Source organism: Psychrobacillus sp. FSL K6-1267 (assembly GCF_038003265.1).
Classification (GTDB): domain Bacteria; phylum Bacillota; class Bacilli; order Bacillales_A; family Planococcaceae; genus Psychrobacillus; species Psychrobacillus faecigallinarum.
In genome coordinates this window covers 285,378-299,652 of the sequence record NZ_JBBOOR010000001.1, presented here as the reverse complement: position 1 = coordinate 299,652, position 14,275 = coordinate 285,378, and the positions used below count along the sequence as shown (strand labels likewise).

At 37.8% G+C, this 14,275-nt stretch carries 12 protein-coding genes and 5 tRNA genes; 7 read left to right on the top strand and 10 right to left on the bottom strand.

Annotation, left to right across the window (positions count from 1 at the left end; translation table 11 throughout):
- Nucleotides 1-19: 19 nt before the first annotated feature.
- Genes MHB55_RS01515 through MHB55_RS01505 form a run of 3 tightly spaced genes read right to left on the bottom strand, consistent with a single transcriptional unit; the run spans nt 20 to nt 1,453 of the window.
- Nucleotides 20-772 (bottom strand): YqjF family protein, encoded by a 753-nt coding sequence (locus MHB55_RS01515; RefSeq protein WP_340862399.1) that lies wholly within the window; start codon nt 770-772, stop codon nt 20-22.
- Between the two features lie 4 nt (nt 773-776).
- Complete coding sequence (locus tag MHB55_RS01510) at nt 777-1,226, bottom strand: HAD family hydrolase (RefSeq protein WP_340863948.1); 450 nt, start codon at nt 1,224-1,226, stop codon at nt 777-779.
- Between the two features lie 44 nt (nt 1,227-1,270).
- Nucleotides 1,271-1,453: a hypothetical protein gene (locus tag MHB55_RS01505; RefSeq protein ID WP_340862398.1), complete on the bottom strand. Its 183-nt coding sequence runs from the start codon at nt 1,451-1,453 to the stop codon at nt 1,271-1,273.
- A gap of 158 nt (nt 1,454-1,611) precedes the next feature.
- On the opposite strand from MHB55_RS01505, the gene MHB55_RS01500 reads away from it, so the two are divergent.
- On the top strand, nt 1,612-2,730 hold the full coding sequence (locus tag MHB55_RS01500) for an NADH-dependent flavin oxidoreductase (RefSeq protein WP_340862397.1): 1,119 nt from the start codon (nt 1,612-1,614) through the stop codon (nt 2,728-2,730).
- Nucleotides 2,731-2,776: 46 nt separating this feature from the next.
- Here MHB55_RS01500 and MHB55_RS01495 read toward each other — a convergent pair whose 3' ends face one another.
- From MHB55_RS01495 to MHB55_RS01480, 4 genes are all read right to left on the bottom strand, one after another.
- Nucleotides 2,777-3,553 carry a YqhG family protein gene (locus MHB55_RS01495; RefSeq protein WP_144538428.1) on the bottom strand — a complete coding sequence of 259 codons (777 nt, stop codon included), beginning with the start codon at nt 3,551-3,553 and terminating at the stop codon, nt 2,777-2,779.
- A gap of 29 nt (nt 3,554-3,582) precedes the next feature.
- A complete protein-coding gene (locus tag MHB55_RS01490; RefSeq protein WP_144538427.1) occupies nt 3,583-5,115 on the bottom strand; it encodes a DEAD/DEAH box helicase in 1,533 nt (510 codons plus the stop codon).
- A gap of 111 nt (nt 5,116-5,226) precedes the next feature.
- Nucleotides 5,227-6,915, bottom strand: a complete 1,689-nt coding sequence (locus MHB55_RS01485; protein WP_340862396.1) for a MutS-related protein — start codon at nt 6,913-6,915, stop codon at nt 5,227-5,229.
- Nucleotides 6,916-6,929: 14 nt separating this feature from the next.
- Entirely contained in the window at nt 6,930-8,342 is a 1,413-nt protein-coding gene (locus MHB55_RS01480) for a vWA domain-containing protein (protein ID WP_340862395.1), read from the bottom strand.
- 199 nt (nt 8,343-8,541) lie between these two features.
- Between MHB55_RS01480 and MHB55_RS01475 the strand changes: the two genes are divergently transcribed.
- The 6 genes from MHB55_RS01475 (at nt 8,542) to MHB55_RS01450 (ending at nt 9,949) form a co-directional block, all read left to right on the top strand.
- Nucleotides 8,542-8,634 (top strand) — tRNA-Ser (locus MHB55_RS01475).
- An 87-nt stretch (nt 8,635-8,721) separates the two neighbouring features.
- A tRNA-Met gene (locus MHB55_RS01470) sits at nt 8,722-8,798 on the top strand.
- A 3-nt stretch (nt 8,799-8,801) separates the two neighbouring features.
- Nucleotides 8,802-8,877 (top strand) — tRNA-Asp (locus MHB55_RS01465).
- A gap of 111 nt (nt 8,878-8,988) precedes the next feature.
- Nucleotides 8,989-9,064, top strand: a tRNA-Phe gene (locus MHB55_RS01460).
- Nucleotides 9,065-9,079: 15 nt separating this feature from the next.
- Nucleotides 9,080-9,150 (top strand) — tRNA-Gly (locus tag MHB55_RS01455).
- 145 nt (nt 9,151-9,295) lie between these two features.
- Nucleotides 9,296-9,949 carry a hypothetical protein gene (locus MHB55_RS01450; RefSeq protein ID WP_340862394.1) on the top strand — a complete coding sequence of 218 codons (654 nt, stop codon included), beginning with the start codon at nt 9,296-9,298 and terminating at the stop codon, nt 9,947-9,949.
- 133 nt (nt 9,950-10,082) lie between these two features.
- Here MHB55_RS01450 and MHB55_RS01445 read toward each other — a convergent pair whose 3' ends face one another.
- From MHB55_RS01445 to xylA, 3 genes are all read right to left on the bottom strand, one after another.
- Entirely contained in the window at nt 10,083-11,132 is a 1,050-nt protein-coding gene (locus tag MHB55_RS01445; protein WP_445678241.1) for an aldose epimerase family protein, read from the bottom strand.
- A 98-nt stretch (nt 11,133-11,230) separates the two neighbouring features.
- On the bottom strand, nt 11,231-12,730 hold the full coding sequence (xylB, locus tag MHB55_RS01440) for a xylulokinase (RefSeq protein WP_154311835.1): 1,500 nt from the start codon (nt 12,728-12,730) through the stop codon (nt 11,231-11,233).
- A 30-nt stretch (nt 12,731-12,760) separates the two neighbouring features.
- Complete coding sequence (gene xylA, locus MHB55_RS01435; protein WP_340863947.1) at nt 12,761-14,083, bottom strand: xylose isomerase; 1,323 nt, start codon at nt 14,081-14,083, stop codon at nt 12,761-12,763.
- Nucleotides 14,084-14,275: the final 192 nt, after the last annotated feature.

Below are 14,275 nucleotides of genomic sequence, written 5' to 3'. Positions count from 1 at the left end.
ACTTCCTCCTTTTTCACTCTTAATTGTCCATCGCGGAAACTAATGGCCACATTCTAACCTCCATACTTTTGGAATAATGTAGGACTGGCTCATCGCCTTCCACCTGGATTCCCTGCTCGGAAAGCATGGTATTTACTCGAATTTCAGCCTCCGCCTGCTGTAATGGCCACTTCCTATGAAGTATGTCACAACGGAGTGGCTCCCCTTTTTTACTTAACGTATATAAGCAATAGCGCTCTGTCAGCCACTCCTCAAAACTGCCTTCTTCTGCATAGAATGGTTGGGAGATAGGACGGTAACTGCATTCTAGCTTTGCATTTACACCATGTCGCCGCTTGCTTGAATATTCGATGGTCGATTGGCTTCTAACTACCTTCATATCTGCATGCATATAAGGTAAATGGTATACCGTTTGGGCCAACTTCACGGCAAGTAAATTTTCCGCATCCAAACTAAAGAAAAACACGCCTGGCTTTCCATTTATCGTGACATAAGTTCGAACATTCAACTCAGCAAAACGATCGGTCCCAGGAACTCTTGGTGTTCCACGCAGCCTAATGTTTGTCATATGGAAAGGAACGACACCAATCCAACCTTTGCCATTAAACGAATCTAAAGGCAGTACGTCAGGTACGATTTTTCGTAAAACATTAAGATCAATAGGATAATGTACAAACAACAGGTCATTCCATGTCTGGGTCATCGTCCAAGGTAGTTTAGGGAGTGGCCAGGACCGGTGAATAGCATCCCATTTATCTTTTTTGTCCTCCATAGCTTTACTCCTTTTCTTTTACAATGTCTATTATCTCCATTGGCTGTTTTAACTTAGGAAATCCGTAGAGTTGATCACTTACGCTAGACGGTAAAAACCATGTAGCCTGGTAAGGTCTCATCCCCACCTCAAATGCTCCCCTTAGCTCATCGGAACCCCCATCTCCTATAAATAAACAATGCTCAGGATGCACATTTAGATTGTTGCAGGCAATTAGGTAGATTGCTGGATTTGGTTTACGCTCTCTCACTAGGTAAGAGAATACTACATCATCAAAATAAGACGGCAACAAACACTTATTCCAGGCTTTTACCTCTTCTGAAGTACAATTACTAATAAGTCCAATTTTAATATCCAAGGCTTTAAGATTTTCTATCATTTTTATAATAGATTCATCTATATTCTCAAAGGCGACCGACTTAACAAATACCCTTTGCTCATGTATTATTTTGATGGCCTGTTCATCAATTGGTAGGCCGTTTTCTTTTAATATTTCTCTTAAACACTAGGATGATCGAGATAAGTTCCGTCCATTCTTTCATTAACTCTCGCATGCCATTCTCTTTTATAGAGCGATTCCTCCAATCCAAGAGATTCTACAGAGTAGCTTGCTTTCTTACCTCCCTCTTTCCATTCCGTAATAAGTGTCTCAAACAAATCAAAAAACACCGCTTGAATCAAAAAGGTCACCCCTAAATTTTGTGAGTTACAGGTAACCTTCTACAGATTATAAGCAAAAACCTTCCTACTGGGAGATTTGAGGCCAATTATTTTGAATTTACAATGCATTCCTTTAGGGTATATATATAGTTGATTTAATGAAAAGGAGATGTTACTTAATGGGAAATACTTCTATGTTTGATTCATACAAATTACCATCTGGCGTTACATTAAAAAATCGAATTTTAATGGCTCCAATGACAACTTATTCATCCGAGAAAAATGGCGATATATCAGATGACGAACTAATCTATTATGCTCGACGTGCTAAAAGTGGAATCGGGGCAGTTATTACAGCGTGTGCTTATGCAGAGCCACTTGGTGCTGGATTCGAATACTCAATAGGTGCTGAATCTGACGATAGAATTCCTAGTCTGAAAAAGCTAGCAAATGCTATTAAAGACAATGGAGCAAAGGCTATACTACAAATCTTCCATGCCGGGCGACAATCGAATTCGAAGGTGTTAAATGGCGAACAGCCTGTATCTGCCAGTGCTGTTGCTGCTCCACGCGACAATGCAGAAGTGCCACGCGAAATGACAGCAGAAGAAATTGAAAAAACAATTGCTTCTTTTAAAGAAGCAACGCGAAGAGCTATTGAGGCAGGATTTGATGGAGTAGAAATCCATGGGGCGAACACTTACTTAATCCACCAGTTCTTCTCTCCACACTCCAATCGTAGAACAGACAAATGGGGCGGAAGCTTAGAAAAGCGCATGACATTCCCGTTAGCAATTGTTGAGGCTGTTCAGACGGCAGCTAAGCAGTACTCAACAGAGCCATTCATAATAGGATATCGTTTTTCACCAGAGGAGTATCAGGATCCTGGATTTACAATGGAAGATTCTTTGGAGCTTGTACATGTTTTATCTGAGAAAAATCTAGATTATATTCACGTTTCCCTTGGGCATTTCTTTGATTCCTCTAATCGTGATGAAAACGATACTACTCCACGCATTAAACTTATCCAGGAAGCAATTGGAGACAAAGTTCCTGTAATGGGCGTTGGTACTTTGGAAACTAGAGAGGACGTTGAAAAAGCATTAGAGGTGACTCCCCTTGTTGCGATTGGACGTGCACTAGTAACTGACCCTGAATGGTTTTCAAAACTGGAAAAAGGAGAAGACGACACCATCTTCCCAGCTGTGTATGTAAGCAAAAAAGAGGAACTGGACATTCCAGATCCATTATGGGATAAAATTATGCAGGTTAAAGGTTGGTTTAAGGTTGCAGACTAACATTTAAAAACGGCTCCGGAGATTAATTTTCCGGAGCCGTCATTTATCATCGCATATAAAACAAACCACCGCTAATAATCTCAATACCAACTCGAGCCGCATACTGCTCCTCGAGAGCCTTTTTCTCCATTTCGTAGCACTCTGGCTTCTCTTCTACACCTTCATAAAAGTATTCAAGTACCTCTAGGCTCCTTCGCCATCTTTCTTTTGCTTCTTCCGCCCATGTATGATCGTCGTTAGCAATAATACCGTCAATTACTGCATCTAACCGCTCTAAACCACGTAATGGCTTAATGATATATGGCAGATTAAATACATTGTCTGGCATAGCCACATCAAAACTAATTTCTTTCATCGAATCGTGGAAATCCTCCCTAACAATTCCAGTCATTAAATTTAACCCCAAGGAGAAGAGAGTTTCCTTTGTCTGATCACTATAGTAGGTAACCTTATAATTGACCCCTAACCAAGGTGTAAATATGACTTGGGTATCACTTACTACCTTTTCATACATATGGACAAATGACCCGAGCTCCTGTGCCGCTTGGAACATTTGGTTAAGCCTGTTCGAACCAAAATGGATTACCTCTCCTTTTATATCCTCTTGCAGCTTCGTTTTGTCTGTAATGAATGTCAGCTGCATAGGACTCGACTCGGCACCAGTTGCTTCTACATATTGCCAATAATACGGTCGATTCATAAGCTTTTTATCCATCTCTTCCGTCAATTGAACGACCACGTAATGGTCGCTCTCACTTAATATCGGGCAATTATTTTCTTTAAAAAATTGAAGTAAAAAATCGTGAACTTGTTTTGGGTACATGCATACCCTCCTTCCATACCCTACCTGCACTATATTGTTTTTTTATAAGTCGTTAGAATATCATCTAGTTCGCCGACTACCTTTTCAAATACATCGATTTTGGTGTAAAGCAAATCTAGAATATGCTGCTCAATCGTATCCTGAATAGCCAAATTATAGATGTGGACATCATGCTCTTGCCCTAATCTATGCACTCGCCCAATTCGTTGCTCTAGCTTCATCGGGTTCCAAGGAAGATCATAGTTGATAACATGATGACAAAACTGGAGATTGATACCTTCTCCACCCGATTCGGTTGCTATTAGCACCTGTGCCTGCTCCTTGAACAAATGCTTCATCCAATCACGCTTGTTTTTGTTGAACTTCCCGTTAAATAAAACACTTGTAATTCCCTTCGTGCTTAAATACCATTGCAGATAAATTTGACTTGCACGGTATTCCGTAAAAATAATCACCTTGTCATTTGCTTCTGCAATAATCTCATAAGCTTTTTCTGCTTTAGAGTTAACTTCAAGAGACATGAGCTTCTGCATCACACTTTGCACATAAGCAACCTCTTCGCGGTTGGTACATTTCTCCACCATGTTATTAAGTGTTAAACAGGTTGCTTCCTTGCTGCTACACATTTCCTTTTGAAGTGTAATCATAGAAAAAGCACCAGAAAAAACAGAGGAAATATTCTTTAAATCGGAAATCATCTCATATGCTTCCTTTTCCTCTTTTGTAAATTCAATTGGAATTATATTCACCTTACGAGTTGTCCATTCAATTCCAGTATCCTGCCTTCTGTTTCTTACCATTACCTGATTCACCAGTTCCCTTAAATACTCATCATGCTCTAGGCTGTGCTTGCTTGCAGAAAAAGACTCCTGGAATGTCTCATAATTACCCAAATGACCTGGCTTCAATAGAGAAATAAGATAAAATAATTCAAATACATCGTTTTGAACAGGCGTCGCTGTTAACAGCAAGCAGAATTTCTTTTTTAACCCTTGAACGAATTCATATATTTTCGTTTTATGATTTTTCAGCTTGTGCGCCTCGTCAATGATGATCATGTCATAATTTTGAGCATATATGAGTTCTTTATGCGGACTTTTTTTGGCTGTATCCATGCTCATTATGACAATGTCATTGTGGTCAAGGGAATAACTCTTTTTGTATGGGATGGCAGGTATATGAAATTTGAAATTCATCTCTTCCACCCATTGATTAATCAAAGATGCTGGTGCTAGTATTAGAGCCTTTTTAACAAGTCCCCGTACCATATATTCTTTCAATATTAAGCCTGCCTCAATCGTTTTACCCAGACCTACCTCGTCCGCTAAAATTGCTTTCCCATTCATACGTTCAATAACTGTCTGCGCCACCTCTAATTGATGGTTTAAAGCCTGAAGATTTGGCAAATACTTTGGAGACTGAAGTCCCGTAAACTCAGTTATTAAATTATTTTTTACTATGTCATAGCTCATATTATAGAGATTCCAATTATCCCATGACTCTTCATTTTCCAATCGTTTTGTTAAGCCTTCCTTCCAGGAAGACGATCTTTCAATCAACATAAAAAACACCTCCCAGCAAATCATTTTTCTTAGATTGCCCAAATGTGAGGTGTGTATGATTTATTTTCGAGAATATAAAATATAAAGACTCTCAAAATGGAAAATTCATTCTTAAAATAAACTATCTATCGTGTTTTCTCTTCCCTTTAAAGCTTCCCATGTTCTATGTACTGTAAAGTTTTGAGCTAAAACGTTAGATCTTTTGGTTATCTCATCTGGATATCCAAGTATTTCTAGCAATTTTATAGCATTTCTTGAAATAGAAGGCCCATCATGAATTTTATAATCAAATTGTACTTCTCCACCTTCAACCTTTTCCCTAAAGTGATAATTATCATATATACTTTCCGCTATTTCGGTCAGCTCGATGTCATGGGTTGCCAACAAATTTATACCTTTATTTAGAGATAGCCACTCCATAATGGAGGCCGACGCTGCTATTCGTTCAATGGTATTTGTCCCTTTTAGAATTTCATCTATAAACGAAATACAAGGCTTTCCTCCCGTTATGAGGCGAATAATTCGCTGTAACGATTTTATCTCAGCAATAAAATAGCTGTCACCATTCAACACATTATCCTGAACCGCCATAGAAGTTACGATATAACTAGGCTTCATAGTCCAGCTTTTTGCAATTGCTGTATTGATTGTTTGTGCTAGGATGGCATTAATAGCCACAGCTTTAATATATGTAGACTTCCCAGAAGCATTAGAGCCTGTGATAAGCGTAGATTTCCTTAAATGAGAAGAATTTAAAACTGGCTTTACTAGAAGAGGATGCGCCATTTTTTCAAATGTAAGTACCTCTTGGTCTGTAAAAGTAGGTGTACAGTATGTATCTAATGTATTACGGTAATAACTGACTGCTATTGCCGCATCAAGCTTTCCTACTAAAGTCCAAACTTCTTCATATTCCTTTTGGTGAGCAGAAATTGTTTTGAAAATCTTATTATAGGAAATAAAATCTAACAAAAAGAGGATACGCACGTATTCTAACAATAAATCAAACTCACCACTTCCTCCACTTCCTAAGGTTGCAATTCTGTTAAAGGTAACTACCTTTTTTAAAGGCTGAACACTTTTTTTTAGTCCATCTATATATGGCATTAGCATCAAATCTTTAAGAGAAGCTATTCGCTTACCAGCAAATATAATAGCAGCAGCATACCCCACCGAATGAAGGTTATTTTCTATCTTTGTCTTGTTTCGATAATAAATGATTCCATTTAAGATCAGTGAGCCTATAAAACTTAATATTCCATATTTAATACTTATAAATAGGAAAAGTAGAGAAGCTATGGGCAGAAGTGCAAGGATTACGTACATATAAGTATTTTTTATTTCAATCTCTTTGAAGTCAAAGAAATAGGAAGATGAATTTGTATAGTTTTCTTTGCCAAGATCAGAAAGTATTAGAAGTATTTTTTCTCTCAAGTTTACGTTTTCTGTAAGTAGCGAATACAATGCTTCATTGCTTTCTTTCTTGTTTGGGTCGATTGCTCGAAGCTCATTAAATAAGTATTCCTCCCCTACAGATGATTGAGTGTAATTTAGCTTTTTGAAAACCTCATTCATTCCTAAATCAGCCCACGTCAGCTCATCCACACCATCATAAACTTTCAATTGTTTTTTCTCATTAAACCAATAGGAGGATATGGAGTTCAAATCTGCTTCTGGTGAGGAAAATATACCAGAAGCCCATTCTTCTCTAAACTTCTTTAATTTCTTTCTTTCTCTAGTAAGTAAATGATAAAAAATGAAGGCAATTACCACGATTGCGATAATGAAAAATGTACTCATTAATAGCCCTCCTATTAAGACTGTTCAGACCTCAGCTTATTCACTTCATCTGTCCAAGCTTTAATTTTTTGATGGATGCGATTATATTCGTTTTCCACCGTCTGTTTTTTTGATTCACTTAAATCATCATTCCACTTGGATAATGTGTCTTTTCGTTCCTGCACCTTAGTTTGTAGTGCTTCTGCTTGATGTGCTGATATTATTTCTTCCGTTTCCATCCATGTCACCATTTGACTCAATCGATTCCGTTCATTGGAAATGGCAAAAGAAAGGGAAAGCGAAATTTTACTAATATCATACTGCGCATTAGAAATAGCAAAACCATTGGGTGCATTTAATTGAATATAAGCCACATCTAAGACACTTGGAATAACCCACTTTTCTTCGATACTTTTATTCAATTCGTCGCTATTTTCAGCAGAAATATATTCTCCTTTTCCCGCTTCAGCTACAGCCTTTAATTGATCTTGACCTTTTTGGTCTACATTAAAGCCAATAATATTTACTTGACGGTTTTCATTTCCTTTAGCAAACTCTTCAGCCTCTTTAATAGGATCCCCGTCGCATGTCTCTGCTCCGTCACTAACAATATAAACAGTTAATGCACCTTCATAATTCTTACTTGCTTCATTTGCTGTTTTTATGGCGGCAGCTAATGGAGTCCATCCTTTTGCTGCGACATCATCCACTACAGGATCAAATTTATCCGTACTATAAGACTGCATTGGATAAATCTCATCTATCTTTGTACAAGAAAGTTCCTTATCTTTATCCTCCTGTGAACCTTCATGGCCATAGACATAAAGAGAAACTTCACTAGAAGCTCCAATCGTCTTTGCAAAACGCTTCATAGCAGTTTTTGCTATCCCCATCTTTTGTTTGCCATCTACGGACAATAGCATACTTGAACTTGCATCGAGTAATAGCATCGACTTTGGTGTAACTTCCTCATTACTTCCACCTGAGATTGTTTCTTTAGTAGGCTCAGGCAAATATGGTTCATTTAAAACGGCTACATAATTCATCTGTTTATCTAACAGATAACTATACACAGTGCTACCGAAATAATAGAGAAGCATTTTAAATAATGTTTCCTCATCTTTTATCATGTCCGTAGTATTTTTAAGCTCTTCTTGTTCATCTAGTGTTAACTCTCTTGCATCCTTTGGCCAACTGGATGTTTCGTGTTCAAAAGAATAGTCTAGTGCGAACAAACCTGGCTCAGAATTCTTCCATTCCTCTAAATCTGTCGGAATAATAATTTTTTCAATTGCGAGGAGTTTTTCTTTTTCAGTGTTCTCCTCTTCTGTTACTATTTTTTGATTGTCATTTATTTTTTTATTTTCTTCACCTGCTTGAGATTCATTCGAGCAAGCTGATAGGAACAATATGAGCAATATAGTTAATAAAGTAAATAGCCGATTCATGAAATTCCTCCTTGCTTTTAAACTTACTTATAATTCCATACGTAACATAATGGAAAAATGTTTCATTTAAGAGAAGAAACAACTTTTATTATTACGGATATAACCTTAAAATTTGTTTTAGAAGAAAAAGGAGGTTGCTTTTATTTTTTTAAAATGGTATACTAGTTCTTGTCTTGTTGCTAGTACAGTAACATTATATGGAGGAATACCCAAGTTCGGCTGAAGGGATCGGTCTTGAAAACCGACAGGCGGGTCATACCGCGCGGGGGTTCGAATCCCTCTTCCTCCTCCATTTTTATTTACGTTGTTTGTAAGTTTAAAATATAGTATACTAGTTTATAATGCGTAGTTGATTTAAATTTCAACTCTTTCTTATTGTCGCGGGGTGGAGCAGTTCGGTAGCTCGTCGGGCTCATAACCCGAAGGTCACAGGTTCAAATCCTGTCCCCGCAACCAAATGGTCCCGTGGTGTAGCGGTTAACATGCCTGCCTGTCACGCAGGAGATCGCCGGTTCGATCCCGGTCGGGACCGCCATTTTTTTGTAAGCAAGCAGTTCCTATGCAACTAAGTGATATAACATACATATTTTGTATTATACTTAACTGACTATGAGATACTAAGCTTCGTTTACTTGATACAAATTTAGGCTCAGTAGCTCAGTCGGTAGAGCAAAGGACTGAAAATCCTTGTGTCGGCGGTTCGATTCCGTCCTGAGCCACCATTTATGTTTTAATATGCGGGTGTAGTTTAGTGGTAAAACCTCAGCCTTCCAAGCTGATGATGAGAGTTCGATTCTCTTCACCCGCTTCCAATAAAAAGAAGACCTATTGATGCAAAGATCAATGGGCCTTCTTTTTTTGTCGTTTCTTTTTCAATTTCTTTCATTCGTTGGAATAATAACTCCTTGTTAGGACAAGATAGTAGGAGAAAATGATGAGAGGCGGTAATGACTATGACTACAGAATGGTTTGACAGAGTAACAGAGGAGCTACAGGATCATTTGAATTCGATTTGCGAGCAGTACGATCAAGTCGGCCACATGAACATTAATCGCGCCTCTAAACATCCGCGAATTGAATTTTTTGTTAGTACGTTAGAGGATGAGCGAGACTATTTTTGCACTATTCTATTTGATCCTTATAATGAAGAGTTCTATGTTGAAAGTTTCGATGTTGAACTTCTCCAACCTACCAGAATAATGTTAGATGACATTACTGATATTATAGAAGCTGTTCATGAAAGCTTTCACGAATTTCTTGAAGATGACAGTGTAAGTGAATTAATTTATTTGGATGATGATGGTGACAACGATGACAATGATGATGACGATGAAATCATGTTAGAAGAAATTGATGTGGATTGGGAAACACCTGAGGTTACTGCATTTTTAATAGATGATAATATTGAGGTAACATATCAGTTCGGTATAGACAGTGCCAATGGCGATGGTGTTCTCCGTAGAAGAAATCGTAGCTGGGTAGATGATGAGGAGTTCGTCGATGAAAGTACCTTTACTTTTAAAAAAGATGAGGCAAGTACAATTATAGCTATGATCGCAAGCCATATGGATAAATTAATCGGATATGATGAAATTATTGATCTTTAATTATTTTACATCTTCAATTGGACAAGTGCCAATTGAAGATGTTTTATTATGTGTTAAATAATCAACCACTGTCTTACTTTATCCTCAAATATATTTGCACCTATGCCAAGAAGATCCTCTTTTACATACATTGTCAATCAATTATCACTTCAAAGGAATAGATTGTCGTTGATTTGTACTCATTCCCTGCTAGTAGAATTGAGGAAGGAAAATGAGGATGATGAATGGAGTCAGGTGGACCTTGTGTTTCTAAGCATACACCTAAATAGTTTCTTACCTGTTCTCCTCTCATTGTTTCAGAGCCAGCCAAGTTATTTCCAGAATAGAGGACTACTGCAGATTCTGTCGTTTCTACTATTAGTTTGCGACCACTTTCCTTTTCTGTTAATACGATTGTGCCAGAATTATCTTCCAATAGAAATGGATGATCATAACCGTGACCTACTAGCACAGTTTGAGGATGAACCGAGTCTACTCCATCAGCAATTTTACGAAACTTCCGAAAGTCAAATACAGTATCATCTACTGGAACTAAATTTCCAGTTGGGAGAAATTCCTCATCCAACTCCAAGTATGTAGAACTTTCTATCATTAGTTCATGGTCCAATACATCCCTCTGTAGGTTTCCACTAAGATTGAAATAAGAGTGATTTGTTACGTTTACCACAGTATCCCTATCACAAATACCTTTGTACGTAATAGATAGAGTGTCTCTTTCATTTAGAATCGTATAAGTTACTTTCATTTCTAAATTTCCAGGGTACCCCTCTTCCCCATCTTCACTTAAGTATGTAAATTCAATCGTTGTTTCCTCTTCTCCTTCTAACACGGTAGCATCCCATAATACGTGACTGAATCCTTTGGCCCCTCCATGTATATGGTTGTTTTTCTCGTTCTTTGGAATATTGTAGACATTCTCTCCTAAGCGGAAAGTTCCTCGTTTAATACGACCAGCGACTCGACCTACGACAGCTCCTAAATACTTGGCGTTTTGACCGTACTCCTCAATTGTATCGAACCCCAATACTACATTTTCATATTGCCCTCTACGGTCAGATGCTAAAATTTTAGTAATTACACATCCATAATTCATGCAAGATATTTCAAAACCATTTTTATTTTTTACTGTAAACAATGTAACAGGCTGGTCGTCGTCTATTAATCCAATTAGCTTCTTCTGCACTAACACTTTGCTTCATTCCTCTCCTATGTAATTTCACTTCCAATCGCCTTATAAATAAGAGTCCCAACTATATAAGTTGAGACTCAATTTATTCATCCTTACTCACGGAATTCTAAAAGATTTTTATTCAGGTCTTTCGTGTGAAAATAAACCTTTTGATAAATAGGAAATAATTTCTTATATTTTATTACATTGGCTTTAATAGGAGTAAACTGCTTCTCCACCTTCAAAAACTCGTCTGCACAATCCTTTAACGAATCGAACCATCCACAACCATAGGCTGCTAACATCGCAGCACCCATTCCTGGGCCCTGTTCACTCGTTAAGCGAACAATTTTGGCATTAAAAATATCTGCCTGCATTTGAAGCCAATCTTCATTTTGAGCGCCACCGCCAATGGACACAATAGTATCTATTAACTTACCGTTTTGTCGAAAGATTTCAATAGATTCTAGCAGAGAGAATGTTATTCCTTCTAAAATTGCACGAGTAAAATTCTTACGTTGGTGAGAACTGTCCATCCCAATAAAACTTGCACGAACTGCCGCGTCTGCATAAGGAGTTCTTTCTCCAACTAGATAAGGGGTAAATACTAACCCATTTGAACCTACTGGAACAGAACCTACCTCAGACAATAGTTGTTGGAACGATTCTTCCTTTGCAAATACCTCTTTAAACCAAGTTAAGCTGTATCCTGCTGAAAGCGTTACACCCATTGTATAAAAAGCATCCGGCGCTCCGTGATTAAAATAATGAACCTTTCCATCAAAATTTTTATTCGATGTTGCTTCATAGGATAATACAACTCCGGATGTACCTATGCTGCATAGAGTTTTTCCATCTTCTAAAATTCCAGAACCTATCGCTCCACATGCATTATCCGCACCACCAGCAAATACACGAGTAGTAGCTGAAAGACCAGTGGCTTGCGCAGCCTCCAAAGAAAGTGAACCAACTTCGTCGTGGGATTCTACCAATGGAGGGCATAGACTAGGATTGATATCTAATAATGTACATATAGCCGTGCTCCATTCTTTTCTACTAACATCTAGTAGAAGAGTTCCAGCAGCATCCGAATACTCCATATGTAGTTGTCCTGTAAGTTTAAATCTTAGATAATCCTTAGGGAGTATAAATGTCTTTGCCTTCTCAAATATATTTGGCTCATGTTCCTTCACCCATAATATTTTCGGTAGAGTAAAACCCTCTAAAGCAGGATTTTTTGTTATTTGAAGCAGTCTTTCCTCGCCAATCACATCATAGATTTGCTGACACTGAGCGGAAGTACGAGTGTCATTCCAAAGAATCGCAGGCCGTAATACTTCATTTTGCTCATCTAACAGAACCAGACCGTGCATCTGACCAGAAAAACTTAACCCTTCTATATTCACAACATCGTCCGAGTAATCCTTCAAAAGCTCCTCTAACCCCAAAAGTGTTTGGTCAACCCAGTGCTGAGGATTTTGTTCGCTGTAACCTGTTTTTTCCTGTATTAAGGGGTATGATCTCGAAACACTTTGAACGACTTTTCCGTTTTTATTTATGAGTAATATTTTTACAGCACTCGTTCCTAAATCTACTCCAATGACATATTTCATACTTCAGCCCCCCTACCATATGAAAGCGTATTATTTCTTAAACGCCTGTAATAAATACTGATTGATTGTCGCCTTAATCTGCTCTAGACGACCGGAAGTCTGTTTAATATCTTGTAGCTCTAAAGCATATGCTTCTAGTTTATGGAAATCTGTTTTACCTTCAACTATCTCTAATCCAATGCCTTCTTTGTACGTTTTGTAACGATCTTCTACAACATTTTCAAGCACTTTATCATCTATTAGATTTTGAGCCACTCGTAAACCTACTGCAAAAGCGTCCATTCCAGCGATATGTGCATGGAACAAGTCCTCTGGTTCAAATGATGCTCTTCTAACTTTTGCATCAAAGTTTAAACCACCTCTGCCTAGTCCACCATTTTGCAAGATTTCATACATCGCAAGAGTTGTAGTCCATAAATCTGTTGGGAATTCGTCGGTATCCCATCCAAGAAGTGGGTTACCTTGGTTAGCATCAACTGAGCCTAACATATTATTAATGCGCGCATAATGAAGCTCATGCTCAAATGTATGACCAGCAAGCGTTGCATGATTTGCTTCAATATTAAACTTGAATGATTTTTCCAGACCATAGCTTTGTAAAAATGCATGTGCAGTGGCTACATCATAATCATATTGGTGAGTAGATGGCTCTTTTGGTTTTGGTTCTATTAAGAATTGAGCATCAAAGCCAATTTCTTTAGCGTAATCTACAGCCATATGATAAAAACGAGCCAGGTTATCCAATTCTAGTTTCATATTTGTATTCAATAAAGTGTCGTAACCTTCTCGCCCACCCCAGAACACATAATTTTGTGCACCAAGCTCCTTACCAATTTCTAACCCTTTTTTCACTTTAGCAGCGGAGTACGCAAATACATCCGCATTACTCGAAGTTGCAGCTCCATGAACAAAGCGAGGATGGGTAAAGTTATTTGCCGTATTCCAAAGCAATTTTGCTTTACTAGTTTTCATATAATCCTTTATCATGCTTACAATCACGTCTAAATTATTATTGCTTTCCTTTAAATTAATTCCCTCTGGAGCAATATCAACATCATGGAAGCAGAAAAACGGGACATCCATCTTTTCGTAGAACTCAAAGGACGCCTCTACCCTTGCTTTTGCTAAATCCAACCCCCTAAAATTGTCCCAAGGGCGATTCATACTTCCCGCTCCAAATGGATCTGAACCGTCCATTGTAAACGTATGCCAATAGGACACGGCATACCTTAAGGCCTCTTCCATTGTTTTATCGCCAATTTTCTCCTGCGGATTATAAAACTTAAATGCATAAGGATTTTTCGAAGTAGCACCTTCGAATCTAACTTTTTTTACATTTTGAAAATAGACCATCATTTATACCTCCGGATTATACTCTCAGCAACCAGATTTAGGATGTTATATCACTGAGCGTATTTTAATTTAGTTTGTAAATTATCTGAACAAAGTTATAACTTTCAAATAAAAGTGGTGACATTCTTCAAAAGTAGAGTGTATGCTATTAATAATTATTTAACTTATTAAAAAAAATAGAAAACAAAGGCG

Excerpts from the sequence above, each read along its gene's own strand:
- MHB55_RS01515 (WP_340862399.1), bottom strand. The coding sequence starts at position 772 with ATGGAGGACAAAAAAGATAAATGGGATGCTATTCACCGGTCCTGGCCA.
- MHB55_RS01500 (WP_340862397.1), top strand. The coding sequence starts at position 1,612 with ATGGGAAATACTTCTATGTTTGATTCATACAAATTACCATCTGGCGTT.
- MHB55_RS01495 (WP_144538428.1), bottom strand. The coding sequence starts at position 3,553 with ATGTACCCAAAACAAGTTCACGATTTTTTACTTCAATTTTTTAAAGAA.
- MHB55_RS01490 (WP_144538427.1), bottom strand. The coding sequence starts at position 5,115 with ATGTTGATTGAAAGATCGTCTTCCTGGAAGGAAGGCTTAACAAAACGA.
- MHB55_RS01485 (WP_340862396.1), bottom strand. The coding sequence starts at position 6,915 with ATGAGTACATTTTTCATTATCGCAATCGTGGTAATTGCCTTCATTTTT.
- MHB55_RS01480 (WP_340862395.1), bottom strand. The coding sequence starts at position 8,342 with ATGAATCGGCTATTTACTTTATTAACTATATTGCTCATATTGTTCCTA.
- MHB55_RS01450 (WP_340862394.1), top strand. The coding sequence starts at position 9,296 with ATGACTACAGAATGGTTTGACAGAGTAACAGAGGAGCTACAGGATCAT.
- xylB (WP_154311835.1), bottom strand. The coding sequence starts at position 12,730 with ATGAAATATGTCATTGGAGTAGATTTAGGAACGAGTGCTGTAAAAATA.
- xylA (WP_340863947.1), bottom strand. The coding sequence starts at position 14,083 with ATGGTCTATTTTCAAAATGTAAAAAAAGTTAGATTCGAAGGTGCTACT.